The organism is Aeromonas sp. Y293-4, assembly GCF_027705905.1.
Taxonomy (GTDB): Bacteria; Pseudomonadota; Gammaproteobacteria; order Enterobacterales; family Aeromonadaceae; genus Aeromonas; species Aeromonas veronii.
In genome coordinates this window covers 313275-336987 of record NZ_JAPDCI010000001.1, presented here as the reverse complement: position 1 = coordinate 336987, position 23713 = coordinate 313275, and the positions used below count along the sequence as shown (strand labels likewise).

General features: G+C 57.7%; 21 protein-coding genes. 7 read left to right on the top strand and 14 right to left on the bottom strand.

Going from position 1 to position 23713, the window contains the following annotated elements:
- Nucleotides 1-197: 197 nt before the first annotated feature.
- Together OKC31_RS01425 and manA are read right to left on the bottom strand one after the other, a co-directional pair.
- Nucleotides 198-1838: a methyl-accepting chemotaxis protein gene (locus tag OKC31_RS01425; RefSeq protein ID WP_201950288.1), complete on the bottom strand. Its 1641-nt coding sequence runs from the start codon at nucleotides 1836-1838 to the stop codon at nucleotides 198-200.
- Nucleotides 1839-2700: 862 nt separating this feature from the next.
- On the bottom strand, nucleotides 2701-3900 hold the full coding sequence (gene manA / locus OKC31_RS01420; RefSeq protein WP_270656010.1) for a mannose-6-phosphate isomerase, class I: 1200 nt from the start codon (nucleotides 3898-3900) through the stop codon (nucleotides 2701-2703).
- A 129-nt stretch (nucleotides 3901-4029) separates the two neighbouring features.
- On the opposite strand from manA, the gene OKC31_RS01415 reads away from it, so the two are divergent.
- Complete coding sequence (locus OKC31_RS01415; RefSeq protein WP_019446640.1) at nucleotides 4030-4905, top strand: helix-turn-helix transcriptional regulator; 876 nt, start codon at nucleotides 4030-4032, stop codon at nucleotides 4903-4905.
- Nucleotides 4906-5061: 156 nt separating this feature from the next.
- Nucleotides 5062-6315, top strand: a complete 1254-nt coding sequence (gene icd, locus OKC31_RS01410) for an NADP-dependent isocitrate dehydrogenase (RefSeq protein WP_033114311.1) — start codon at nucleotides 5062-5064, stop codon at nucleotides 6313-6315.
- A 72-nt stretch (nucleotides 6316-6387) separates the two neighbouring features.
- Here the strand turns inward: icd and OKC31_RS01405 are convergent, their stop codons facing one another.
- From OKC31_RS01405 to dsdX, 3 genes are all read right to left on the bottom strand, one after another.
- Nucleotides 6388-6564 (bottom strand): hypothetical protein, encoded by a 177-nt coding sequence (locus OKC31_RS01405; protein ID WP_005337712.1) that lies wholly within the window; start codon nucleotides 6562-6564, stop codon nucleotides 6388-6390.
- Nucleotides 6565-6872: 308 nt separating this feature from the next.
- The gene (locus OKC31_RS01400; protein WP_270656008.1) at nucleotides 6873-8204 is read right to left on the bottom strand and encodes a D-serine ammonia-lyase; all 1332 of its coding nucleotides are present in this window, start codon (nucleotides 8202-8204) and stop codon (nucleotides 6873-6875) included.
- Between the two features lie 16 nt (nucleotides 8205-8220).
- On the bottom strand, nucleotides 8221-9558 hold the full coding sequence (gene dsdX / locus OKC31_RS01395) for a D-serine transporter DsdX (RefSeq protein ID WP_270656007.1): 1338 nt from the start codon (nucleotides 9556-9558) through the stop codon (nucleotides 8221-8223).
- A gap of 223 nt (nucleotides 9559-9781) precedes the next feature.
- Between dsdX and dsdC the strand changes: the two genes are divergently transcribed.
- Nucleotides 9782-10726, top strand: coding sequence for a DNA-binding transcriptional regulator DsdC (dsdC, locus tag OKC31_RS01390; RefSeq protein ID WP_270656005.1), 945 nt, complete (start codon nucleotides 9782-9784; stop codon nucleotides 10724-10726).
- 168 nt (nucleotides 10727-10894) lie between these two features.
- Here dsdC and OKC31_RS01385 read toward each other — a convergent pair whose 3' ends face one another.
- The 3 genes from OKC31_RS01385 to OKC31_RS01375 form a co-directional block, all read right to left on the bottom strand.
- Entirely contained in the window at nucleotides 10895-11071 is a 177-nt protein-coding gene (locus tag OKC31_RS01385) for a hypothetical protein (protein ID WP_005337704.1), read from the bottom strand.
- Nucleotides 11072-11382: 311 nt separating this feature from the next.
- Entirely contained in the window at nucleotides 11383-11832 is a 450-nt protein-coding gene (locus OKC31_RS01380) for a C40 family peptidase (RefSeq protein WP_005337703.1), read from the bottom strand.
- Between the two features lie 196 nt (nucleotides 11833-12028).
- Nucleotides 12029-12937 (bottom strand): hydrogen peroxide-inducible genes activator, encoded by a 909-nt coding sequence (locus tag OKC31_RS01375; RefSeq protein ID WP_270656004.1) that lies wholly within the window; start codon nucleotides 12935-12937, stop codon nucleotides 12029-12031.
- 146 nt (nucleotides 12938-13083) lie between these two features.
- Between OKC31_RS01375 and OKC31_RS01370 the strand changes: the two genes are divergently transcribed.
- A complete protein-coding gene (locus OKC31_RS01370) occupies nucleotides 13084-13686 on the top strand; it encodes a peroxiredoxin C (protein WP_005337701.1) in 603 nt (200 codons plus the stop codon).
- A 295-nt stretch (nucleotides 13687-13981) separates the two neighbouring features.
- On the opposite strand, the gene OKC31_RS01365 is transcribed toward OKC31_RS01370, so the two are convergent.
- The 6 genes from OKC31_RS01365 to OKC31_RS01340 form a co-directional block, all read right to left on the bottom strand.
- A complete protein-coding gene (locus tag OKC31_RS01365) occupies nucleotides 13982-14947 on the bottom strand; it encodes an alpha-L-glutamate ligase-like protein (RefSeq protein ID WP_005337700.1) in 966 nt (321 codons plus the stop codon).
- 3 nt (nucleotides 14948-14950) lie between these two features.
- Nucleotides 14951-16489 (bottom strand): inactive transglutaminase family protein, encoded by a 1539-nt coding sequence (locus tag OKC31_RS01360; RefSeq protein ID WP_005337699.1) that lies wholly within the window; start codon nucleotides 16487-16489, stop codon nucleotides 14951-14953.
- A gap of 3 nt (nucleotides 16490-16492) precedes the next feature.
- Complete coding sequence (locus tag OKC31_RS01355) at nucleotides 16493-17281, bottom strand: ATP-dependent zinc protease family protein (RefSeq protein ID WP_005337698.1); 789 nt, start codon at nucleotides 17279-17281, stop codon at nucleotides 16493-16495.
- A gap of 52 nt (nucleotides 17282-17333) precedes the next feature.
- Nucleotides 17334-18311, bottom strand: coding sequence for a tRNA 5-methoxyuridine(34)/uridine 5-oxyacetic acid(34) synthase CmoB (cmoB, locus tag OKC31_RS01350; protein WP_216955578.1), 978 nt, complete (start codon nucleotides 18309-18311; stop codon nucleotides 17334-17336).
- Entirely contained in the window at nucleotides 18308-19054 is a 747-nt protein-coding gene (gene cmoA, locus OKC31_RS01345) for a carboxy-S-adenosyl-L-methionine synthase CmoA (RefSeq protein ID WP_005353159.1), read from the bottom strand. The genes cmoB and cmoA overlap by 4 nt, the downstream gene beginning before the upstream one ends.
- Nucleotides 19055-19329: 275 nt before the next feature.
- Nucleotides 19330-20178 carry a DUF72 domain-containing protein gene (locus OKC31_RS01340; RefSeq protein WP_058055900.1) on the bottom strand — a complete coding sequence of 283 codons (849 nt, stop codon included), beginning with the start codon at nucleotides 20176-20178 and terminating at the stop codon, nucleotides 19330-19332.
- Between the two features lie 162 nt (nucleotides 20179-20340).
- Between OKC31_RS01340 and OKC31_RS01335 the strand changes: the two genes are divergently transcribed.
- The 3 genes from OKC31_RS01335 (at nucleotide 20341) to OKC31_RS01325 (ending at nucleotide 23234) form a co-directional block, all read left to right on the top strand.
- A complete protein-coding gene (locus OKC31_RS01335) occupies nucleotides 20341-20592 on the top strand; it encodes an FmdB family zinc ribbon protein (RefSeq protein WP_005337686.1) in 252 nt (83 codons plus the stop codon).
- 32 nt (nucleotides 20593-20624) lie between these two features.
- Nucleotides 20625-22391 (top strand): aspartate--tRNA ligase, encoded by a 1767-nt coding sequence (gene aspS / locus OKC31_RS01330; RefSeq protein ID WP_005337684.1) that lies wholly within the window; start codon nucleotides 20625-20627, stop codon nucleotides 22389-22391.
- A gap of 102 nt (nucleotides 22392-22493) precedes the next feature.
- The gene (locus OKC31_RS01325; RefSeq protein WP_005337681.1) at nucleotides 22494-23234 is read left to right on the top strand and encodes a YebC/PmpR family DNA-binding transcriptional regulator; all 741 of its coding nucleotides are present in this window, start codon (nucleotides 22494-22496) and stop codon (nucleotides 23232-23234) included.
- Nucleotides 23235-23713 lie beyond the last annotated feature (479 nt).

The window sequence follows — 23713 nt, the reverse complement described above, 5'->3', positions numbered from 1 at the left end:
GAGATAACAATCAGAAAGAGAGAGGGCAGCTCTTGATGTGAGTCAATCCATCCACTGCTCACTTGTTATGTGCAGCATTGGTGTCTTCGGGTTTTGTATGGTTCCTTATTTGACAAAGCCCGCCACTATTATGAATGGCGGGCTGTTTAGTGCTTCAGCCTTATTGAGCTGATTAATGAGGGGAGGAGAATCGGGCGTTATGTCCGAAACTTGCGTACAACCTCCTGCAGTTGTGTTGCCAACAGGTTGAGGTCGTTGCAAGCCTGAGCCATTTGTTTGGCGCCGGTCGCCACTTCTTCCGAGGCATTGCTGATGTTGACTACATTGCGATTGAGCTCCTCGCTTACCGCCCCCTGCTCTTCAGTTGCGGTGGCAATCTGAATATTCATGTGGGAGATACTGTTAACCGAGCTACTTATTTCAGCAATAGAGGCTCCCGCTTCGCGAGCAGTATGGACCGTCTCGGACATCATATCCTGACTCTGTTGCATGGTGACGCCCGCTTCGTTAGCACGCTGCTGCAGTTCGGAGATGATGTGGTTGATCTGGGAAGTGGAGTCTTGGGTTCGTTTGGCCAGAGTGCGGACTTCATCTGCAACCACGGCGAAACCACGACCTTGTTCACCGGCTCGGGCTGCCTCGATTGCCGCATTCAGTGCCAGCAGGTTGGTTTGCTCGGCAATCCCCTGAATGACTTCAAGCACCATGCCGATATTTCGGCTGTCATCACCCAGCTGGCGGATCACCAGAGCAGTCTCTTCGATGGCTGTAGCCACCTTTTCAATCCTGCCGATTGAGTCATTGACGGTTTCATTGCCTTGTGCGGCTGTGTCGCTGGCTGACGTTGCTGCGCTGGCGGCGTCGTTGGTGTTGCGGGCCACCTCCTGTACCGTGGCTTGCATCTCGTTCATGGCTGTGGCCAGCTGATTGAGCTCATGTTGCTGGGCGCCCATGTTGTTGGCTGATTGCTGTGCCACCGCGCTGATCTCTTCGGCGGCCGCACCCAACTGCACTACCGAGCCGGAAACCTCGTTGACCAGCATGCGCAGATTGGATTGCATCTCGTTGAACCCTTGAGCCAGCTTACCCAGTTCGTCATGGGAGAATTGCTTCATGTCGAGTTGGCTGGTGAGGTTGCCTGCCGCCACCTGGCGTGTCTGCTCCAGCAGGGTCATCACAGGATTTCTGATCTGCCGGATCAGCAGCCAGGCCACAATAACGACGAACAGCAAGGTTAGCGCACCGACTGTAGTGCTCAGCAGTTTTGCCCGTTCATAGGAGGCCTCACTCTGCTTGGTCAGCAGGTTGGCGACCCGATCGTTCTCCTTGCGAAGCTCCAGACCATCCTGTCCTGCCTGCTCGAGGGCTGCGCGAGATTCGTTTTTGATCAGCGACTGCACCTTGGCAATATCTCCCTGCCGTATGGCTGTTTCCAAGTCACCATGGGCTGAAAAATATTTGGCTGCTGCAGTTTTCAGCTCTGCAAACATGTTGCGATCTCGCTCCGACACAAAAGGCATTGATCCATACCGTTGCTCGGCGGCCATATACTGACTCTTTGCCGCTTCGAAAGACTGTGTGCTGCTGTTGAGGGAGTCGGGATCCTTGCTCAGTGCATCTATCACCATGTTCAGTTCGGCACGACGAGCGTCCAGCAAGGACACATGCATCTGGCTGGATGCCCGGATGGAGGGAACGATATTGTCGCTGACCTCACTGGCGTCACGGTAAATATTGGAGAGTTGTAAAGTGGCAAACCAGGCAAAACCCAGCATCAACAAAGCGAGAGTGGTAAACGCCATGGTCAGCTTTTGCCCAATTGTCATTTTTGTCAGCATATATCCTCTTTTATCTATTTTTGTCAGCGGATCTTTGTGTGAAATTTATATCGGCGAATGGATGTGATACCTTAAAAATAAATCAAATAAAAGAGATCTTAATCACAGAGGGTATTTAAGGTCTATTTCTTTACTGCAATGAGGTTTGGCTGGCATATCAAAAAATAAATATCAAATCTCTCATTACCCTGCTTTTAAATTGATTAAATTATCATTTCATGCGGCCTGGCTTTTTTACGGATTACGTCAACTGAAGGTGTGGCGTAAAAGAAAAGGCGCTATATATCATAGCCTTATTGTTTTTATTAAGTTGTTATTTTCGACAAAGAACGAATGATCTGCTTGGAATTAAATTATAGAACGACTAGAAAATAGGGCCGCATCTCGAAAATTCAAAAGAGATTCCTTTCGTTTGCATTATTAATGGTTCTGTATGACTACGTTTGCTAAATGTTTCCAGACCGAATGATGATGGCTGGGGAAAGGTTTAATGGCGATGCATCTATGTGCTGTTTTAGTTTTCATCAGGGGGTGAAAATAGTAGAGGATAGAGTTGTTATTTTTATTTCCTCCATTTTAGCCGGATACTCAGAGTGTCGCCGTTGCTTGTGCAGGCTGGAAATTTCTTCGTTCCAGCAGACCAAGCCATCTGCATCAGGGGAGCGCCAAGCTTGGGCGACAAACCTGTGGAGCTGGTTGTGGGCAGGATGCATTCAGGGATGGACTTCAGAGCGAGATGCCTGAAGGAAGGTAGGCATAAGAGAGCAGTAGAGATACAGACGGACTTGACGGGTAGGTCATATTGCTCTGTTGGGAGGGGGAGGCATATTCCCCCTCCAACAAGAGTCGGCTCTTATGCTGATTAGCAGCGGTTGCCGGCGCGGGCGACCCGCCCTTCGGCCAGCAGTTGATAACTGCCAGTCGCTGCAGGAATAAAGGCTGATTGCCCCTTTTCCAGACGCAGTGACTGTTCGCCCTGCTTGAGGGTCACTGTGTCATCGATGGCAAACAGGATCTCGGCGCTGGCAGTGGTGAGCTGATGCTCGCCAGCCGGGTAGACGCTGAAGGTGAAGTCAGGTACCGGTACCTCGAAGTGCTGCACCGATCCTTCAACATGGGGAGCAAGCAGGATCTGGTCATCCGGCTTGGCCAGGCAGCGGGTGCAGTCCAGCAGTTCTGCCACATCGATGTATTTGGGGGTGAGGCCGGCGCGCAGCACGTTGTCGGAGTTGGCCATGATCTCGAGACCCGTGCCGCGCACGTAGGCGTGCGGGGTACAGGCATCGAGGAACATCGCCTGACCTGGCTCAAGCGTCACCACGTTCAGCAGCAGCGGCGAGAAGAGGCCGACGTCGCCCGGGTACTGGGCCGCCAGATTGGTGATGAGGGCAAACGTCTCCTCATCCTGATGGGCGGCGGCATAGGTCAGCAGCCCTGCAAGCGCCTCTTCCTTGCGCGCCCCTTCCAGTACCAGCAACTGGTGGAAGAAGTGCTGCAGGCCCGCTTCGTTCTGGCTGGCGGCAAGGGCTGCGGTCAGATCGGCGATGGCCGCCAGATTGACCCGCTCGAACAGTGCCAGAATGGCGGGAATGGCGCGAAAGCCGTTCATCGCCTGATAGGGGGTGAGGGCAAAAACCAGCTCCGGCTTATGGTTCGGGTCCTTGTAGTTGCGATTGCTCGCCTTGATATCGATGCCTGCGGCCTCCTCTTTGGCAAAGCCCGCTTCAGCCTGAGCCTTGCTCGGGTGCACCTGAATGGAGAGAGCCTTCTCGGCACACAACACCTTGAACAGGAACGGCAGGCTGCCAAAACGGGCGAAGGTGGCCTCACCCAGCGCGGCGGCCGGAGCCCTGTCGATCACCGAAGAGAGCTTTTGCACACTGCCCGCCAGCGTCACCTCGGAGCAGCCGTTGGGATGGGCGCCCATCCAGAGCTCGGCCTGGGGTTTGCCTTGCGGGTTGGGAATGCCAAACAGGGTGGTGAGGGAGTCATGACTGCCCCAGTCATAGCCTTGAATCGGGTTTTGCATCAACAGAAAGGAGGGCAGATCGCTACTGCTCATAAGGGACGCCTCGTCTAGTTTGAAGAAAATCGGGTGCAGAAAAGGGTGGCATTACTGCTGTGGACCGGACTATAACATGGGCGGTCGTGCGCGCCGCAACCGCTTGCCTCTCTCTTGATCAGGATCACCATGTCTCTCATCTTCAGCCAACTGCTCGACGGAGCCCTGAGCGAACAGGTTCCATTTGACCAAATCTGGTTTGCCAGTGAACAGGGGGTGCCCCCCAGTTTCAGCTATCAGGTCAACTTTCCCCGCCTCGAGCTGGTCTTTAGCGGCGAGTATCTCAACCAAATTTGGGACAGGGAGGAGGGGGTCAGAGAGATCAGTGTATTGCCGGGACAGGCGCTCTATATCCCTCCCAACGGCTGGAACAAGCCGCTCTGGACCACCGACTGCTCGGTGCTGAGCCTGCTGTTTGGCAAACGCCAGCTGGGGTTCAGTCTGGTGAGCAAGCGCCGTGAAGATCCGGACTTTTTCGATGTGCAAAAGCACAGCATCATGGCGCGGGCGGGCCATGTGATCGAACACATTTTGGCGGCGCTGAACGTACTGACCGAGGATCCCGGTCGCTCCCCCACCGATGATCACCTGCTGCAGGCCCTGCTGGCGAGTGCCCGTCAGCTGTTGCTGGAGTCCGCCACGGATCGGCCACGGGGGGCAGAGCTCTTTCACGGGATCTGCATCTATATCCAGGAGAACTTTCACCGCTCCATCACCCGTGACTCCATCGCCCATCGTTTCAACGTCTCGGCCAGCCATCTCTCCCACCTGTTCCGCGAGCAGGGTCATATGCGCCTTGCCGATTACATCAGCTGGGTGCGGATCGATCGGGCCAAATTCATGCTGAAAAAGTACCGCTTTCGTCTTGAAGAGGTGGCCAGTCGTTGCGGTTACAGTGACGTGAACTACTTCTGCCGGGTGTTCAAACAGAAGACCGGTTTGACCCCTTCCCAGTATCGTTCCCTGAGTCAGCCGCAGGCGGCGGCCAGCGAGCTGGAGGGATAACGGGGCTGTGTCGGGAAGGCGTGGTGACGGCGCACTGGCGGGTGGCTACCTCTTTGGTCTGACATGCTTTCTTGTCGTTTTATTATGAAAATGAATGGGCTAAGATGGCCGCGCGCAACAAACAAGTTGATAACAAACGGAAGTTAGGAGATGCCGATGGAAAGCAAAGTAGTTATCCCGACCCAGGGCCAGAAAATCACAGTCGACGCCAGCGGCAAGCTGCAGGTTCCCAACCATCCGATCATTCCGTTTATCGAAGGGGATGGCATCGGTGTTGACGTAACCCCGGCCATGTTGAATGTGGTGAATGCTGCGGTCGAGAAAGCCTACAAGGGCGAGCGCAAGATCGCCTGGATGGAGATCTATACCGGCGAGAAATCGACTCATGTCTATGGCGAAGGTGCCTGGCTGCCGGCCGAAACCCTGGATTTCATTCGTGAATATTGCGTGGCCATCAAGGGCCCGCTGACCACGCCGGTCGGTGGCGGTATTCGCTCCCTCAACGTAGCCCTGCGTCAGGAGCTGGATCTCTACATCTGCCTGCGTCCGGTGCGTTACTACGACGGCACCCCGAGCCCGGTGAAACGTCCTGATCTGACCGACATGGTGATCTTCCGCGAAAACGCCGAAGACATCTACGCCGGTATCGAGTGGAAGGCCGACAGCGCCGAAGCAAACAAGGTGATCGCCTTCCTGCAAAACGAGATGGGCGTGAAGAAAATTCGCTTCCCGGAGTCCTGCGGTATCGGCATCAAGCCGATGTCCAAGGCTGGTACCGAGCGTCTGGTGCGTGCCGCCATCGAGTATGCCATCGACAACGATCGCGACTCCGTGACTCTGGTGCACAAGGGCAACATCATGAAGTTCACCGAAGGTGCCTTCAAGGATTGGGGTTATGCTCTGGCCCAGAACGAGTACGGTGCCCAGCTGATTGACGGCGGCCCCTGGTGCTCCTTCAAGAACCCGAAAACCGGCAAGACCATCGTCATCAAGGATGTCATCGCCGATGCCTTCCTGCAGCAGATCCTGCTGCGTCCGGCCGAGTATGACGTCATCGCCTGTATGAACCTCAACGGCGACTATATCTCCGATGCGCTGGCTGCTCAGGTGGGCGGTATCGGTATCGCACCGGGTGCCAACATTGGTGACGGCGTAGCTCTGTTCGAGGCGACCCACGGCACTGCACCGAAGTATGCCGGACAGGACAAGGTCAACCCGGGCTCCCTGATCCTCTCCGCCGAGATGATGCTGCGCCACATGGGTTGGGTCGAAGCGGCCGATCTCATCATCAAGGGGATGGAAGCGGCGATCCGCAACAAGACCGTCACCTATGACTTCGAGCGTCTGATGGAAGGGGCCACCCTGCGCTCCTGCTCCCAGTTTGCTCAGGACATGATCGACCAGATGTAATCTGCTGCTTGCCAGAAACGCAAAACCGGCGCCATGTGCGCCGGTTTTTTTATCGCGAAAGAGTGAAGGGGCTTATTGCGCCTGCTCTACGTGTTGCTGATAGCGTTGCTGCCATTTGCTGGTTTCTGCTTCATCACCCTGGGCCTTCCAGAAGGCGCAGATGGTGTTGGCAAGTTCCGAAGCCATCGCGTGATCTCCGTCACGTCGACTCATCAGATAATCTCCCAGCCAGCTTTGATATTGTTTCATTACCCGATCTCCTTATCTCATGTGCCCTTGAGGGTGCCCACCGTGACGGGAGCCTGTCGGCTCATCTTGGGGGGAACATCATCAGGCATGATGGTGCAAATTCACGACCCGGGCAGAGAGCCCGATGGGCAATCTGGCGGCGAACGTGACGCGAGATGTCAAAAAATGAGCGCCATTTTAGCACAAACTGACCAACTTGGGGAAATTGTCGCCATGGATTGCGACAGAACTGCCCCATCCCCTTGTTCCCAAAACAGAAAACCCGCCGTGATGGCGGGTTGATTTGCAGATAAAAGTGGCAAAAAAGCCTAGATCTTGGCGCTGGCCAGGTACTTTGCCATCTCTTCGGCGGGCACCATGCCACCGCCGGTGGCCCACACAAGATGGGTGGCCTGTGCCATGGTTGCGGCATCGAAACCGCGCACGGTGAGCCACTCGGGATTGGCTGCCACCCGCCACGGGCCAGCCATACCAGCCAGAGCGGAGGGCTCGAGTGTGATCTGCTCATCGCGCGCCAGCAGTCCCAGCAGGTCATACATCTCCTGATCGCTCAGGGTGTAGAAGCCCGCCAGCAGCCGCTCCATGGCGCGGCCGACGAAGCCGGAGGCGCGACCTACTGCGAGGCCGTCGGCTGCGGTGAGGTTGTCAATGCCCATATCCTGCACCGCAATGGCATCGTGCAATCCGGTGTGGACCCCCAGCAGCATGCAGGGGGAGTGAGTGGGCTCGGCGAAGAAGCAGTGGACGTTGTCTCCGAACGCGAGCTTGAGACCAAAGGCCACGCCGCCCGGGCCGCCACCCACGCCGCAGGGCAGGTAGACAAACAGCGGGTGGTCGGCATCCACCTTGATGCCCATCTGGTCGAACTGCGTTTTCACCCGCTCGCCCGCCACCGAGTAGCCGAGGAACAGGGTGCGGGAGTTCTCGTCGTCTATAAAGAAGCAGTTGGGATCGCGCTCGGCCTCTTTGCGCCCCTGCTCCACCGCCACCCCGTAATCTTCGACATATTCGACCACGATGACGCCGTGTTCACGCAGCTTGCGCTTCTTCCACTCCCGCGCATCGGCTGACATGTGGACGGTGACGGTAAAGCCGAGCTTGGCGCTCATGATGCCGATGGACATGCCAAGGTTGCCGGTGGAGCCCACTGCGATGCTGTACTGGCTGAAGAACTGGCGAAACTCGTCGCTGAACAGTTTTCGGTAGTCATCCTCTTCGCAGAGCAGTCCCGCCTTGATCGCCAACTGTTCGGCGTGAGTCAGCACCTCGTAGATACCGCCTCGCGCCTTGATGGAGCCGGAGATGGGCAGGTGACTATCTTTTTTCAGCAGCAGTCGACCGGTGACCTCAACCCCGTAGCACTGGTTGAGCGTGGCCTGCATCGCCGGAATAGCGGCGATCTCGGACTCCAGAATACCGTTGCTGGCGCGGGTCTCGGGGAAGGCTTCGCACATGTAGGGGGCGAAGCGGGCCAGCCGAGCGGAAGCGTCCGCCACATTGTTGTTATCGAGCCCCACATAGGGCAGACCGGCAGCCAGAGTGGTGGTGTTGGGGTTGAACCAGGTGACTGGCTCAAGCTCGATCAGGGATTGCACTAGTGGAAATTGCGCTGTGAGCTGTTGGACGTCGATGTTTTTCATAGTGTTCTCGGTCTTGTTACACGATAAAGGAGAGCAGGAAAGTACCGGCCAGCGCCATCAGGGAGGCGACCAAGGTGGCTGTGGTGTAGTACTTGAGCGTTTCGTTCAGGGTGGCGCCGCAATACTGTTTGACCAGCCAGAATAGAGAGTCAGTCACCATGGTGCAGCCAATGGCACCGGAGCCGATGGCCAGGGTCATGATCTCCGGGCTGATATCCGGGTAGTGCGCCATGATGGGGGAGACGATGGCGGTGGCGCCCATCATGGCGACGGTGGCGGAGCCCACGGCGGCGTGCAGCACGATAGCCACCAGCCAGGCGAGCAGAATCGGGTGCATATCCAACTGTGAGAGGATAGTGGCCAGAGAGTCGCCCAGCCCGCTGGTTTTGAGCACGCCGTTGAAGGCGCCACCCGCCCCGATGATGAGCAGGATATTGGCGATGGAGGAGAAGCACTCCTCGGTCTTGTTGAGCAGCCCTTCCATCTTCATCTGCTGGCGGATCCCCAGCAAGTAGTAGGCGGTGAAGGCGGCGATAAACATGGCGGTGATGGGGTTGCCGATAAACTCCAGCACGGTGTAGAGGTGGCTGGCGTGCTCCATATTGAGCTCGGCGACCGTCTTGGCCAGCATCAGCAGGATGGGCAGCAGCACGGTAAAGAGCGAGGCGCTTAAGGTCGGGAGAGTTGCCTCATCGCGGGCCTTGATGTCGGCAAAGGCGGCTGGCACCTCCTTGAAAGGGAGCCGGTTGCCCAGCAGTTTGAGGAACAGGGGGCCGCCGATAAGCGAGGCAAAGAGGCCGACCGCCAGACCATAGACGATGACAGAACCCACATCGGCGCCCAGCTGATTGGTGACATAGAGGGCAGCAGGGTGGGGCGGCACTATGCAGTGCACGGCCATCAGGGAGGTGCAGAGCGGAATGGCCAGGGTCAGCAGCGAGGTTCTGGTCTTGCGGGCGATGGAGAAGGCGAGCGGGATCAGCAGCACTACCCCCACTTCGACAAAGAGGGTGATGCCGCACACCAGACCCACCAGTACCATGATGACCTGAGGCGAGAGCCAGCGGCATCTCTGCAGGGCGAGACCGATGCGCTCTGCAGCCCCTGACACCTCCATCATCTTGCCGAGTATGGTGCCAAGACCAATGACGGCGGCGAGAAAACCGAGGGTGCCACCAATGCCCGATTCCATGGCACTGACCATGTTGACCGGGTTCATCCCCATCAGGGTGCCGACATAGAAGCTCGCCAGCAGCAGAGCGAGGAAAGGATGCACCTTGCCCTTCACTATGGTAACCACGATAAGAACGATGCTACTTAGCAAGGTAGCGATGACCCATACCTCTGAACTCATACTGCGCCTCGACATCTGTTGTGTGTGATTGTTTATGCGCTTATTGAATGAAAATGAGGCGGGGCTGACAAATGATGAAATCGACCACTTGGGTGAGATGAGGTGATGCAAAGGTGCTACATTGGTCGCAATTTATCTAAATCACATTCTTTGGGTCTTTTGACTTCATCCTGAAGGTGGCCTGTGGGTGTATCATCGGTGGCCATTGCGAAGAGGGGGATGAATGTATAACGGGGATAATTACATATCGCGCAACAAGCTGCTGAGTGGCTACCAGCTGGCCAAGCTGCACACCTTCGAGGCGGCCGCCCGCCACGGATCCTTTGCCATGGCAGCTGATGAGCTGTCGCTGAGTCCCAGTGCCGTGAGTCACCGGATCAGCGCACTGGAAGAGGAGCTGGGGTTCAAGCTCTTTGAGCGTTTTCACCGCAAGGTGGTACTGACGACGGATGGGCAGCGGGTGTTCTGGGCGCTCAAATCCTCGCTGGAGTTCATCAATCAGGAGATCCTGGAGATCAAGAATCAGGAGCTCTCCGGTACCCTGACCATCTATTCGCGTCCCTCCATCGCCCAGTGCTGGCTGGTGCCCAGGTTGGCGGATTTCTCCCGCCTGCATCCGCAGATCGAGCTCAATATCATCACCGGTAACGAGAGCATCAACCTGCATGGTTATGGCATCGATTTGACCCTCTATTTCGATGAGAAGAGCCCGGAGCGGCTTGCCATCCACCCGCTGATGGATGAGTTCATGCTGCCGGTCTGCAGCCCGGAATATGCCGAGCAGCACGGGCTTGTCGGCAATCCCGCCAACTTGTCCTTGTGCCGGCTGCTCCATGATCGGCAGGCATGGGGATTTGACTCGGATACCGATGAATGGAGCTGCTGGGCTCGCCACGCCGGGGTCAGCCTCGAGGCATGCCAGCTGAGCATGGGTTTTGATCGCTCGGATCTCGCCATCATCGCCGCCATGAATCACGCCGGGATCGCCATGGGGCGCAAGAATCTGGTGAGCAAGCGACTGGCACGCAACGAGCTGGTGGCCCCTTTTGCCGGGCTGGAGGTCAAGTGCGAGCAGCGTTATTACATGGCGACCCTGCCCAATCGGGCGTGTCCCAAGATCCAGGCCTTTATCGACTGGGCGCAGGAAATGGCTGCCGAGATGGAATGAACAGAGGCCGGTGCGCAAGAGCAAAATGAAGATGGTAAAGCGCGAGTGAACGAAGGTAGCGGTTTAACGTAGCGGGAAAATTGGGGGAGAGGGGTTGGCTGATGGTGGTTGGTCGCGAGTGGCCTTGCTGCCAACACCGGGTGGCTGGCAGCAAGGCAACGGTCGGGATCAGGTGGTCTTTTCCAGATGGTTCTGGTAAATCTGCTGCCACTTGTCCAGTTCGTTTTCATCACCCTGCTGCTGCCAGAACTCGCAGATGGAACTCGCCATCTCGCATGCCATGGCGTGGTCACCGTCACGGCGACTCATCAGGTATTGCCCCAGCCAGCTTTGATACTGTTTCATTGCACGATCTCCTTATCTATTTAACCCTTGATACTGCAGCTGTGGGACACCCGTCCGGCAGTGTCGCGCCACACTCCACTTTCGCCGCGCGCTGCTTGTTATTGCCTCGCTTGTTGTCAATCAGGACAGAGAGCGTATGAGAAAAAGGCGAAAGTGTTAAAAATTGGCCACCACCTTATCACAAAATGGTGTGATATGCAGGCTTTGGGGCCAATTGAGTTATAAGCGCGGGTTGTGTGTCCCGACATAGCGACAGGAATTGACGGAGAGTATCGGCACGCAACTTGTGCCGCAAGCAGGCGTTTGAGCGGTTACTGGGTCACCCGACGTGCCTGCCAGTAGCGACTGTTCCAGTAGACGTTGTCGAGGCGGGAGCGGATCACTCCCTTGCTGGTGGAGGCGTGAATAAACTCGCCGGCACCGGTGTAGACCCCCACATGGTACTGTTGCCAGCCGGTTTTGAAGAAGACCAGATCCCCGTGTTGCAGCCGGTAGCGATCCACCGGTTTGCCAATGCTGGCCTGAGATTCGGTGGTTCTTGGCAGGTTGAAGCCCAGCACTTGACTGTAGGCGAGCTGGGTGAAGGCGGAGCAGTCTAGCCCGGCGCGGCTGGCGCCGCCCATGCGGTAAGGGACACCGCGCCACTGTTGGTAGAAGCCATCGAAGGCACTGCTCTGCCGGGGGGCCGGAGGTGGCTCCGGCGTGCTGGAGCAGGCGGCCAGCAGCAGAGTCAGCAGGGATAGCAGCAGCTTGCGATACATCGGGCTCTCTCCACGGACGGGTCTACCAAACGAGACATTTATCGAGCGCCATATCCTGCCAAATCGTTCTGGCGGCAGGAGAGGGCACGCGACAACTTTTCCATCATAAACAGGGATCTGGCTCCAGACCTAGTCTCCGAGAGGAAAAATGTGGTGGGGAACTGAAAAACGCCAACCCGAGGGCTGGCGTTTGTTGTCACTCGTTGTGGCTGATCAGCGGTTTAAGCAGCTCGGCAAGCTTGTAGAAGGTCTGCACCCGGGTGGTGCTGGGGCGCCAGACCAGCCCAATCTCGCGATAGGAGGTCTCTCCCGGCAGCGGGATGGCCACCAGATCGGAGTTGGCAAGAATGCCGGCATCGATGGCCATCTGCGGCAGGAAGGTGGTGCCAAGACCCGCTTCCACCATCTGTACCAGGGTGTGCAGGCTGGTGGCGGCGAACGGGTTGATCTTGCTCTTGTCCCGCAGGCGGCAGGCGCTCACTGCGTGCTCGGTGAGGCAGTGCTCCCGCTCCAGCAGGAAGATGCTCTGGTTGGGCAGCTCCTTGTAGTCGAACGGGGTATGCAGACCGGCCGCCATGCTGGCGGGCATCACCATGTGGAACGGATCCTGGCCGACGGTCTTGCAGTGAAATCCCCCGATCTCGATGGGCAGGGCGAGGATCAGCAAGTCGAGCTGACCCTGTTCCAGCTGCTTGAGCAGATTGCTGGTGGTGTCTTCACGCAGCAACAATTCGAGGTCAGGATAGGTTTTGCTGCACACTTTCAGCAGCTTGCTCAGCAAGAAGGGGGCGATGGTGGGAATGCAACCCAGACGTACCGTCCCCTGCATCACGCCACCCTGATGTTGCCCGAGCTCCATCAGATCCCGCGCATCGGAGAGCAAATTGCGAGCGCGCTCGACGATTTCCATGCCGACCGGGGTCATAATGAAGCTCTTGTGGTCCCGCTCCACCAGTTGCAGGTTCATCATGTCCTCCAGCGTCTGGATCCCGGTACTCAGGGTCGACTGGCTGACATGACAGGCCTTGGCGGCGCGGTTGAAGTTCTTGTGCTCATCGAGAGCGACCAGATATTGCAGCTGTTTGAGGCTGGGCCAACGTTGCATAGAAAAACCCGATTAATGCTATCTATTTAATTTGATTTAACTAATCTACCACCGGGTCTATAGTTTGTCGCTTGAATTAGATGGACTTGGCTCTAGGTAGCCCAATCCTCACCGGATTGTTCACTTCACATAAAGAGGAATTGAATATGGTATTGGTAGGCCGTCCCGCACCCGATTTTACCGCCGCAGCTGTTCTGGGTAATGGCGAGATCGTTGATTCATTCAACCTGTCATCCCACATCAAAGGCAAAGCTGCCGTTGTCTTCTTTTATCCGCTCGATTTCACCTTCGTCTGCCCGTCCGAGCTGATTGCCTTCGATCACCGTTATGAAGAGTTCCAGAAGCGTGGCGTGGAAGTGATTGGTGTTTCCATCGATTCCCAGTTCTCCCACAATGCATGGCGTAACACCAAAGTGGAAGATGGCGGTATCGGTCAGGTCAAGTACCCGCTGATCGCCGACGTGAAACACGAAATCTGCAAAGCCTATGACGTTGAGCATCCGGAAGCCGGCGTGGCGTTCCGTGGCTCCTTCCTGATCGACAAGAACGGTGTCGTTCGCCATCAGGTGGTCAACGATCTGCCGCTGGGCCGCAACATCGACGAGATGCTGCGCATGGTCGATGCCCTGCAATTCCACGAAGAGCACGGCGAAGTGTGCCCGGCTCAGTGGGAAAAAGGCAAAAAAGGTATGCAAGCCTCTCCGGACGGCGTTGCCAAGTACCTGTCCGAGAACGCTGACTCCCTGTAATCGGGTCGCACTCTCCTTGAAGAACCGGCGTCTTGGCGCCGGTTTTTTTATACCTGAGATTTATCCATCCCCTGACATAGGCCACACTCTTCTCGTTCCATCGTTCCATCGTTCCATCGTTCCATCGTTCCATCGTTCCATCGTTCCATCGCTATTCCAAGCTGCCGTTCGCTGGCGTACTCGTCGTTTCGAAATGAGGTGCTGCCCCTATGGCTGGATGGGGGATATGCCGACAGACAAACATGAACCATAAAAAAAGCGCGCCATAGGCGCGCTCAGTTCACAAGTGGAGGGGTTATTCCTCAAAGATCCCGAAGTGGTCTTTGGCGAAGTTGACCCGCTGCTCCACGTTCATCTTCACCTGGCCCAGCTTCTCGATGGTCTTGAGATTGGGCACCAGGCCGCGACCGTTGGCGATCTGGATGGCAAGACCGGGACGGGCGTTGAGCTCCAGCAGCATGGGGCCGCGGAACTTGTCCAGCACCATGTCAGTACCGATATAACCCAGACCCGACATCTCGTAGCAGGAGGCGGCCAGGGTGAGCAGGGTATCCCAGTGGGGCACCTTGAGCTCATAGAGGTCGAGGCCGGTATCCGGATGGTGGCGCAGCGGATTGCCAAACTGCACCGCCCGCAGGGCACGACCGGTACGCAGGCACAGACCCACCCCCACGGCGCCCTGGTGCAGATTCGCCTTGCCGTCGGAGGCGGCGGTGGAGAGGCGCATCATCGCCATCACCGGGAACCCCTTGAAGATGATGACCCGGGCATCGGGTACCCCTTCGAAGGAGTAGCCGTCGAACACATCATCAAAGTTGATGAGGCCTTCCACCAGTGCCACGTCGGGCTTGCCGCCAAGCGAATAGAGCCCCGCCAGAATGTTGGAGACATGGCGCTCCAGATCCTGACCGTTGGAGGCGCTGCCGTTGGGTTTATAGAAGAGGCCATCTTCCTGACGCAGGATCACCAGGATCCCCTTGCCGCCCGAGCCACGGGCTGGCTTGATGCAGAAGCCCGGCCAATCTTTTACCAGCTCGGTGATGCGACCCACATCGTGCTGGGCACGGATGGTACCGATCAGCTCAGGCACGGTGACCCCTGCATCCAGCGCAATTTGCTTGGTCTGCAGCTTGTCATCCACCAGCGGATAGAGGCTGCGCGGATTGTAGCGGCTGATGTAGGAGTGGTTGCGTTTGTTCATGCCGAGGATGCCTGATTGGGACAGGCTCCACGGGGTGGTGTATTTTTCCCAGAACCACATCGGTTACTTGTCCTTACCCGGGGTGACGCCAGATTTCATCTCGTCCACCAGCGGCTTGAAGCGCTTCAGTTCGCTCAGCTTGTAGCCGGTGTAGTTACCCATCAACAGCACGGTCGCCATCAGCACCAGCTGCAGGCCGAGGAAGTTGAAGGTGAGGTGACGAATGAGCTCGTTATCCATGGCCAGATAGGCGATGACGGCAACCAGCAGAGAGCCGCCGCCCTGGCGGAACACCTCTTTCGGGCCCTCTTCTTCCCACAGGATGGACATCCGTTCGATGGTCCAGGAGAGGATGATCATCGGGAAGAAGGTGATCTTCATACCGTCGGTCAGCCCCAGCTTGAAGGCGAACGCGGAGAAGATACCGATCATCGAGATAACCATGATGATGATGGCCGATATTCGGGCGACCAGCAGCAGGTTAAGCCGAGACAGATAGGAGCGAATGATGAGACCGGTGCCGACGATCAGCAGGAAGCCGATGAGACCGGTGACCAGCGAGGTCTGGATAAAGGCGACCGCGATCAGCACCGGCATAAAGGTACCTGAGGTCTTGATCCCCACCAGAACCCGCAGGAACACCACCATCAGCACGCCGATCGGGATCAGCAGCAAGCCCTTGAACAGGGTCTGCTCTTCCAGTGGCAGGCTGTGGATGGAGAAGTTCATCATCTCTGATTTTTCGAACTTCTGCGCCAGTGCAACGCTCACCGGCTGCTCTTGCTCGATCATCGAGAAGCTGACACGGGAGTTGTGACCACCGGTCACGTCCAGCAGGGCGCCGGAGTTGTATTCCCACAGCAGCAGGTTGGCCGGACGACCCTGTTCACCGGTTTGCGGGTTGAACAGCTTGTAGTCGGTCGGGCTGTTGAATACCTGCAGGTAATCCACCAGCTCCTGACGACGGCGCCCATCTTCCAGATTCAGGGCATGCACCACGCGGGTGGGGACGTCAGCATTGTTGAGCAACTCGGCGATCAGGTTGGCGCGGCTCTTGTGCTTTTTCAGCAGCTCGGCATTCTGCTCCTGTTTCTCGATCTCTTTGATGATCTCGCGAGTCAGGGTGTAGCCGTCGGCAGAGCGCTCCTGGGCCCGCTCGAGGATCTGCTTCATCGCGGTGGCATAAGGCTCACTCTCGATCTGCTTCTCGATGGCAGGCGGCTGCGGATTGGCGGCCGGTTTGGCGTGGGCATCCGCCATCATGTCGACGCGGTAGTAGAGTTCCTGACGGCCGGAGGCGGTGCGGATGGACCACTCGGCGCGGGCATCGCCATCTTTCTCGACGAAGGAGAGGCCGTAGCCGGGGCTGGCGGCGTTCTCGTTCATCAGGGTGAAACCGGGCTGGGTGCCCGGAATGGCCAGGGAGGCGATCACCGGCTCACCGGTCGCCTCAAACTCCAGCTTGGCTTCGATGGACCAGATCTGGCGCTTTTCACCGGGCGTCAGCGGCACATCCAACGCGATATGGTGATAGATCGTCATCCCCAGGCCGACAATGTACAGCAGGGCTACCAGCAAATAGAACGGCTTACGGGAAACCATGGATTATTTCACATCCTTGAGCTTGGGTTTGGGTTGGATATATTCGCGGGCCACATCAACCACGGCGATGTCTTTCAAAAATTCGCGACCCAGCAGCACAGGGAAGGTCATGTCGCTACGGTCTTTCAGGGTAAATTCGGCTTTCTCGGTCATGTCGCCAATGCGCACGGCCAGACGCACTACCGGACGGCGGTCCAGATCGTCGGCAGAGGCCTGACGCACCCGTACATGGCGTACCAGCGGCGCTTCGATCTGGATCTTGTCGTCTACTTCCTGATGGCTCAGGAAGAAGCGCACCCAGTTTTTGCCGTTGCGCTCGAAAATGGTGATCTCCTGCGCACTGATGGAGGAGGTGGTCGCACCGGTATCGACCCGCGCCTGGAAGGCGTCGTTGGCCGCATCAACCCAGATCCACTCGGCTTCACCGACCATCAGCTTGCCATCGATGGTGTGACCCTGATTGGGGGCCGGGCACTTCTCGGTGGGGATGGCCATCGGCTTGGGCGGCTCGGAGGGGAGGGTGGCGAGCTTGTGGTCTACTTGCTTGACGGACTCTTTCATATTGGTGACATCTGTGTTGAGCTGAACCAGCAGGTGCTGTTGCTGCACATACTGCTTCTGTTGCTGTTCCATGGATGTTTGCAGGCGTTGCTCGCTCTGGCTCAGCTCGCTACGAAGCTCGGCCAGCGTCAGAGCAGGGACCTGAGGCGCTTTTTCCATATTGACACACCCGCCGAGACTAAGCAGGGAGAGCAGGGTCATTCCTTTTAATTTGCTTTTCATGTCATTCATTTAACTGTGCTTCCTGGAATTGGGTCAGTGTAACTTCCTGAATCGCCATCGGCTAGTCTTTGGCCTTGCGGGCAATCAGTACGGCACGTTTCGGCGCCGGGTGTCCTTCTACCGTGAGTGCCGGATTGTCTGGATCCAGATAGTCACTCAGGGATTCATTAATCATCCAGTCGGTACGACGCTGTTCGTCGGTGCTGGTCATATTCTCGTCTACTATCCGCACGTCGGTGAAGCCGCAGCGCTCGACCCACAGCTTGAGGGCGCGGCTTGAGGGAATAAACCAGACGTTGCGCATCTTGCCGTAACGATCGGTGGGCATCAGCACGTCGTTGACCCCGCCATCAATCACCAGCGTCTCCAGTACCAGCTCGCCATCATCTTTCAATTGATTGCGCAACTGCTCGATGTGCTCGATGGGGGATTTGCGGTGATAGAGCACCCCCATGGAGAAGACGGTGTCAAAGGCACGCAGCTCCGGCAGCTCCTGAATGCCGAGCGGCAACAGGTGGGCGCGCTGATCATTGCCCGCGAAGTGGCGAATGGCCTCGAACTGGCAGAGGAACAGCGGGCTCGGGTCGATGCCGACTGCAAGCCGAGCCCCTTCACCCACCATGCGCCAGAGGTGGTAACCGCTGCCGCAGCCCACATCCAGCACGTAACGGCCTTCGAGCGGGCTGATATGGGGCAGCACCCGATCCCACTTCCAGTCAGAGCGCCACTCGGTATCGATGTGGATGCCGTGTACGGTGAACGGCCCCTTGCGCCAGGGCATGAAGTGACGCAGCAGGCTCTCGACCTTCTTGCGTTCACCTTCGCCAAGGCTCTCGGCCGAGCCAATCTCGACCCGGCTTTTCAGCTCGACGTTGCCGGGAGCCACCTGCGGCAGCTTGTTGAGGGCGCGATTCCAGCGCGGCAGGTCGCCATGCTGGTTGTCATGTTGCCAGGCGTGCAGCTGGGCGGGCAGGGTATGCAGCCAGTGGCTCAGCCGGTTTTTGGCAATCAGTTGATAGAAATTGGCAAAGTCGATCATGGCTGGGCGTCGCTGGATTTGATGGCAATCATGGAGCCGAAGTTGAAGCACTGGAACCAGAGATCCTGATGGACGAAACCGGCATCCCGCAGACGGGCCTGATGCACCGGCAGGCTGTCGGTGCGCATCACGTTCTCAAGGGCAGTGCGTTTCTGGCTGATCTCCAGCTCGCTGTAGCCATTGGCCCGCTTGAAGTCGAGATGCAGATCGATCAGCAGCTCGTTGACCGGTTCATCTTCGAAGCGAAACTTTTCGCTCAGGATCAGGATCCCGCCCGGGCGCAGACCATCGTGAATGCGCTGGATCAGGGCGGCCCGTTTCTCTGGCTCGACAAATTGCAGGGTGAAATTGAGCACCACCACGGAGGCGTTCTCGATCTCGATGTCGCAGATATCTGCTTCCACCAGCTCCACCGGCACCTCGGATTTGAAACCGGAGAGGTGGGCGCGGGCGCGCTCAATCATCGGGTGGGAGAGATCCACCGCGGTGATGCGGCAGCCGGGCTGGCTGACATGGCGACGCATCGCCTGGGTCGCGGCGCCCAGTGAGCAGCCGAGATCATAGAGTCGGCTCTCGGGTTGGGCGTAGCGGGCGGCCATCATGCCGATGGCAGAGATGATGTTACTGTAACCCGGCACCGAGCGCTGGATCATATCGGGAAACACGTCGACGACCTGTTCGTCAAAACAGAAGTCACCCAATCGGGCGATCGGGGCGGCAAAAATTTGATCTTTGGTATGCATGCTGGCGCAACCTGACAGTCGGGACATCACCCGGCTGTATTGTTCAATTGAGTCGTTGGGTGACACCCATCAGAGTAGATTTATCACCTGTTTACGAACGGGGTGGCTGGTCGTGAAATCCTTTGGACCGTTCCTGTTCGTACGGGCCATGTTCCGGACCCTTACTTGGGGCGGTAGTGTAGAGGATTGATGGCCGTTTGTCTTGACGCCAGGGCTTGCCACGCCACAAAAAAGCACTTTTTTTGCAGCGAAACGATGGCCGCAGAATGGGTTGGCTAAAAGCGCAGCACTCCCTGCCGTGCGCGATCGTTTTCCCCCGGCCAGGGGGCCATCTCCTGCTCCAGCAAGCGGGTGATCTGGCGGGCCAGCTCAGGTGCCTGGGCGTTGTCGGCAGTATGTATATAGAGGTAGAGGTCCTTGCCCTCGGAAAGCCACTGGTGCCAGTGGGGGAGCCAGTTGGGCAGGAAGGGGTGATTGGCCGCCGGATCCGGCAGGCCGATAAAGCGCACCATGGGAGCGTGGGCGGTGACCAGCAGATGCACCGGCAGGCGCGGTTTCTTGCCCTGGGCATCGACAAGGGCTGGCGTGGTTGCTGGCACCGAGAATAGTGGCCGGCTGTCGAGCATCACCCGGTTCACACCCTGTTCCATCAGCAGTCGGTTCAATGCCCGCTCGGCCTCCCCCTTGGCGAAGAACTCAGGGTGACGCACTTCAATGGCGTAGCGAAACTCCCGCGGCAGCCGCTCGATAAAGGCCGCCAGTCTGGCCAGCCCCTGTGGCCCGAAACGGGCGGGCAACTGCAGAGTGAGCAGCCCCAGCTTGTCGTGTAGTGGCGCGAGCAGACGAATAAAGTCGGCGACTTGCTTGTCTGCGCTCACCAGATCGCTTTGGTGGCTGATGGTTTGCGGAAACTTGAAGTTGAAACGAAAGTGATTAGGCACCGCATCGGCCCAGCGCTGTACCGTGTCCTGTGTCGGCAGGGCGTAGAAGGTGGTGTTACCCTCCACCGAGTTGAAGACGGTCGCGTAGTGGGCGAGGTGTTCGGCAGGCTTGGCGCCAAGGCCCAGCAACTGGCCGGGCCAGCTGGGGTGGGACCACTGTGGCAGGCCCAAATAGAGGCTCATGGTGGCTATTCTCTTCGCTCTTGGTGCATTCGTGCCGATTTTTTGCCCGCTTTTTGCCATCGAGTGCAAAAAACTGGCGAAAGGAGGCTGCTGGCCATTTTACCCAAAAGGGGGTTTTCCTCTATAATGCTAGCCCTTTTGTTTTTCAATTTCTTGTGACCCATGCCTATCTACGAATATCGTTGCGACGTCTGTGGCCATGAATTGGCAAAACTGCAAAAGCTTTCCGATGCCCCCCTGACCGACTGTCCGGCCTGTAGCAAGCCGAATCTGGTCAAGCTGATATCGGCGGCAGGCTTCCGGCTCAAGGGAACCGGATGGTACGAGACTGATTTCAAACCGGGTAAGAAAAAGAATCTGGCCAGCTGTGAGACAGACGGTGCTTGCCAGTCGTGCCCGGCGGCCCAAGGTTAACCGTCTCTCTACAATTTCGAAGGAAGAAGTCCATGCGCTCTATCTATTGCGGACAGGTCAATGAGGCCCATGCAGGGCAGACCATTACATTGTGCGGTTGGGTTCATCGTCGTCGTGATCTCGGCGGTCTGATCTTTATCGATATGCGCGACCGGGAAGGGATCGTTCAGGTGTTCTTCGATCCGGACAAGCCGGACGCGTTCGCCCTGGCCTCCGAGCTGCGCGGCGAGTTCTGCATCCAGGTGACCGGCGTGGTGCGCACCCGTCCCGAGTCCCAGCGCAACAGCGACATGGCCACTGGCGCCATCGAAGTGTTCGCCCACGAACTCAACATCATCAACCGTGCCGAGCCGCTGCCGCTGGACTTCAACCAGGTCAACAGCGAAGAGATCAGCCTCAAGTATCGCTACCTGGATCTGCGTCGTCCCGAGATGGCCAAGTACCTGAAGACCCGTGCCAAGGCCAGCGCCTTCGTACGCCGCTTCATGGACGAGCACGGCTTCCTCGATATCGAGACCCCGATGCTGACCAAGGCCACCCCGGAAGGTGCCCGTGACTATCTGGTGCCGAGCCGCGTGCACAAGGGCAAGTTCTACGCTCTGCCGCAATCACCCCAGCTGTTCAAGCAGTTGCTGATGATGTCCGGCTTCGATCGCTACTACCAGATAGTCAAGTGCTTCCGTGACGAAGACCTGCGTGCCGACCGCCAGCCGGAATTCACCCAGATCGACGTGGAGACCTCCTTCATGACCGCGCCGCAGGTGCGTGAAGTGATGGAAGAGATGATCCGCAAACTGTGGCTGCACATCCTGAACGTGGATCTGGGCGACTTCCCGATCATGACCTTCGACGAAGCCATGCGTCGCTACGGCTCCGACAAGCCGGACCTGCGTCTGCCAATGGAGCTGGTCGATGTGGCTGATCTGCTGACTGCTGTCGAGTTCGCCGTGTTCGCTGGCCCCGCCAACGATCCGAAAGGCCGTGTGGCTGCCCTGAAAGTCCCGGGTGGTGCCGAGCTCTCTCGCAAGCAGATCGATGAGTACACCAAGTTTGTCGGCATCTACGGTGCCAAGGGCCTGGCCTGGATGAAGGTCAACGAAGCGGCCAATGGTATCGAAGGCGTGCAGTCTCCGGTTGCCAAGTTCCTCTCTGACGCCATCGTGCGCGAGATCCTGGCCCGTACCGGCGCAGCCGACGGCGACATCATCTTCTTTGGCGCTGACAGCAAGAAAGTGGTCTGCGATGCCATGGGCGCCCTGCGTCTGAAAGTGGGTCGCGATCTGGGCCTGCTGGAGAACAGCTGGAAACCGCTGTGGGTCATCGACTTCCCGATGTTCGAGGAAGATGGTGAAGGTGGTCTGGCCGCCATGCACCACCCGTTCACCGCGCCGAGCAACATGAGCCCGGCCGAGCTGAAAGCCAACCCTGTGGGTGCTTACGCCAACGCCTACGACATGGTGATCAACGGCTACGAAGTGGGTGGAGGCTCTGTCCGTATCCACAACAGCGAGATGCAATCCACCGTGTTCGATATCCTGGGTATCACCCCGGCCGAGCAGCGCCTGAAATTCGGCTTCCTGCTGGATGCGTTGAAGTACGGTACCCCGCCGCACGCCGGTCTGGCCTTCGGTCTGGACCGTCTCAGCATGCTGCTGACCGGCACCGAAAACATTCGGGACGTCATCGCCTTCCCGAAAACGACCGCGGCCGCCTGTCTGATGACAGACGCCCCCAGCCTTGCCAACGCCGCCCAACTGGGTGAGCTGGCGATTGCAACCACCGTCAAGGGCGACGAGTAAGCCGATACCGGCACCGGAGGCCGCCGCCGTGCGGCCTCTGTGTTTCCCTTGGGTTAGTCATGATCAGTGTTACTGACATTTAAAAAATAACGGAGAGTCTCTATGGCAGGTCACAGTAAATGGGCCAACATCAAACACCGCAAGGCCGCTCAGGACGCCAAGCGTGGCAAGATCTTCACCAAACTGATCCGCGAAATCACTACCTCCGCGCGTCTGGGTGATGCCGATCCGGCCAACAACCCGCGTCTGCGTGCTGCGGTGACTGCCGCCCTGACCAACAACATGACCCGCGACACCATCAACCGTGCCATTCAGCGTGGCGCCGGTGGTGGCGATGGCGAACAGCTCGAGACCATCGTATACGAAGGTTACGGCCCGGCTGGCTCTGCCGTGATGGTAGAGTGCCTGACCGATAACCGTAACCGTACCGTAGCCGAAGTGCGCCACGCCTTCAGCAAGTGCGGTGGCAACCTGGGTACCGACGGCTCCGTTGCCTATCTGTTCAGCAAGAAAGGTCTGCTGACTTTCGTGGGCGTAGACGAAGATGCCCTGATGGATGCCGCGCTGGAAGCGGGCGCCGATGACGTGGTCACCGAAGAGGATGGCACCATCGAGGTGTACACCACCCCGAACGACTTCGGTACCGTGCTGGACGGTCTGGAAGCTGCCGGCTTCAAGGCCCAGAGCGCCGAAGTGACCATGATCCCCTCCACCGAAGCGGAGCTGGATGCAGAAACTGCACCCAAGCTGATGCGTCTGATCGACATGCTGGAAGATCTGGACGATGTGCAAGAGGTGTATCACAACGGCTCCATCTCCGATGAAGTCGCTGCGACCCTCTGATCGCTGAATCGTGCTCTCCCAATGGCAGCCAGATGGCTGCCATTTTTTTATCTTTGCATCGTGGCAACTGCTGATGTGTCGGTTGAGCAACCGGTGCAACAACTCTCTTCACTGACAGTCTTTCCCGCTTTCTCTGCGAATTATCATTGCTCTGTCTCTGCCAGTCGGTTGGCCCTGCACGTATGCCAGTCGCAGTTCTGCTGCATTGCGTTAGCGAGGCTCCGCTTATCCTGTTTATCACACCTTTAGCTCTTGAGATGGCGTTGACTGCTCACATCTGCCCGTCAGGGTAATTCGTTGCGGGTAGGGGATAGGAGGTGATGGAGCGTGCTCTTGTTATCACAGGGGCCCATCAATACAGAGTGACAGGTTGGGATGTTGATAGCGGATTGGCTGGGGCGAGTTGGTTGGTTGGTTGGTTGGTTGGTTGGTTGGTTGGTTGGTTGGTTGGTTGGTTGGTTGGTTGGTTGGTTGGTTGG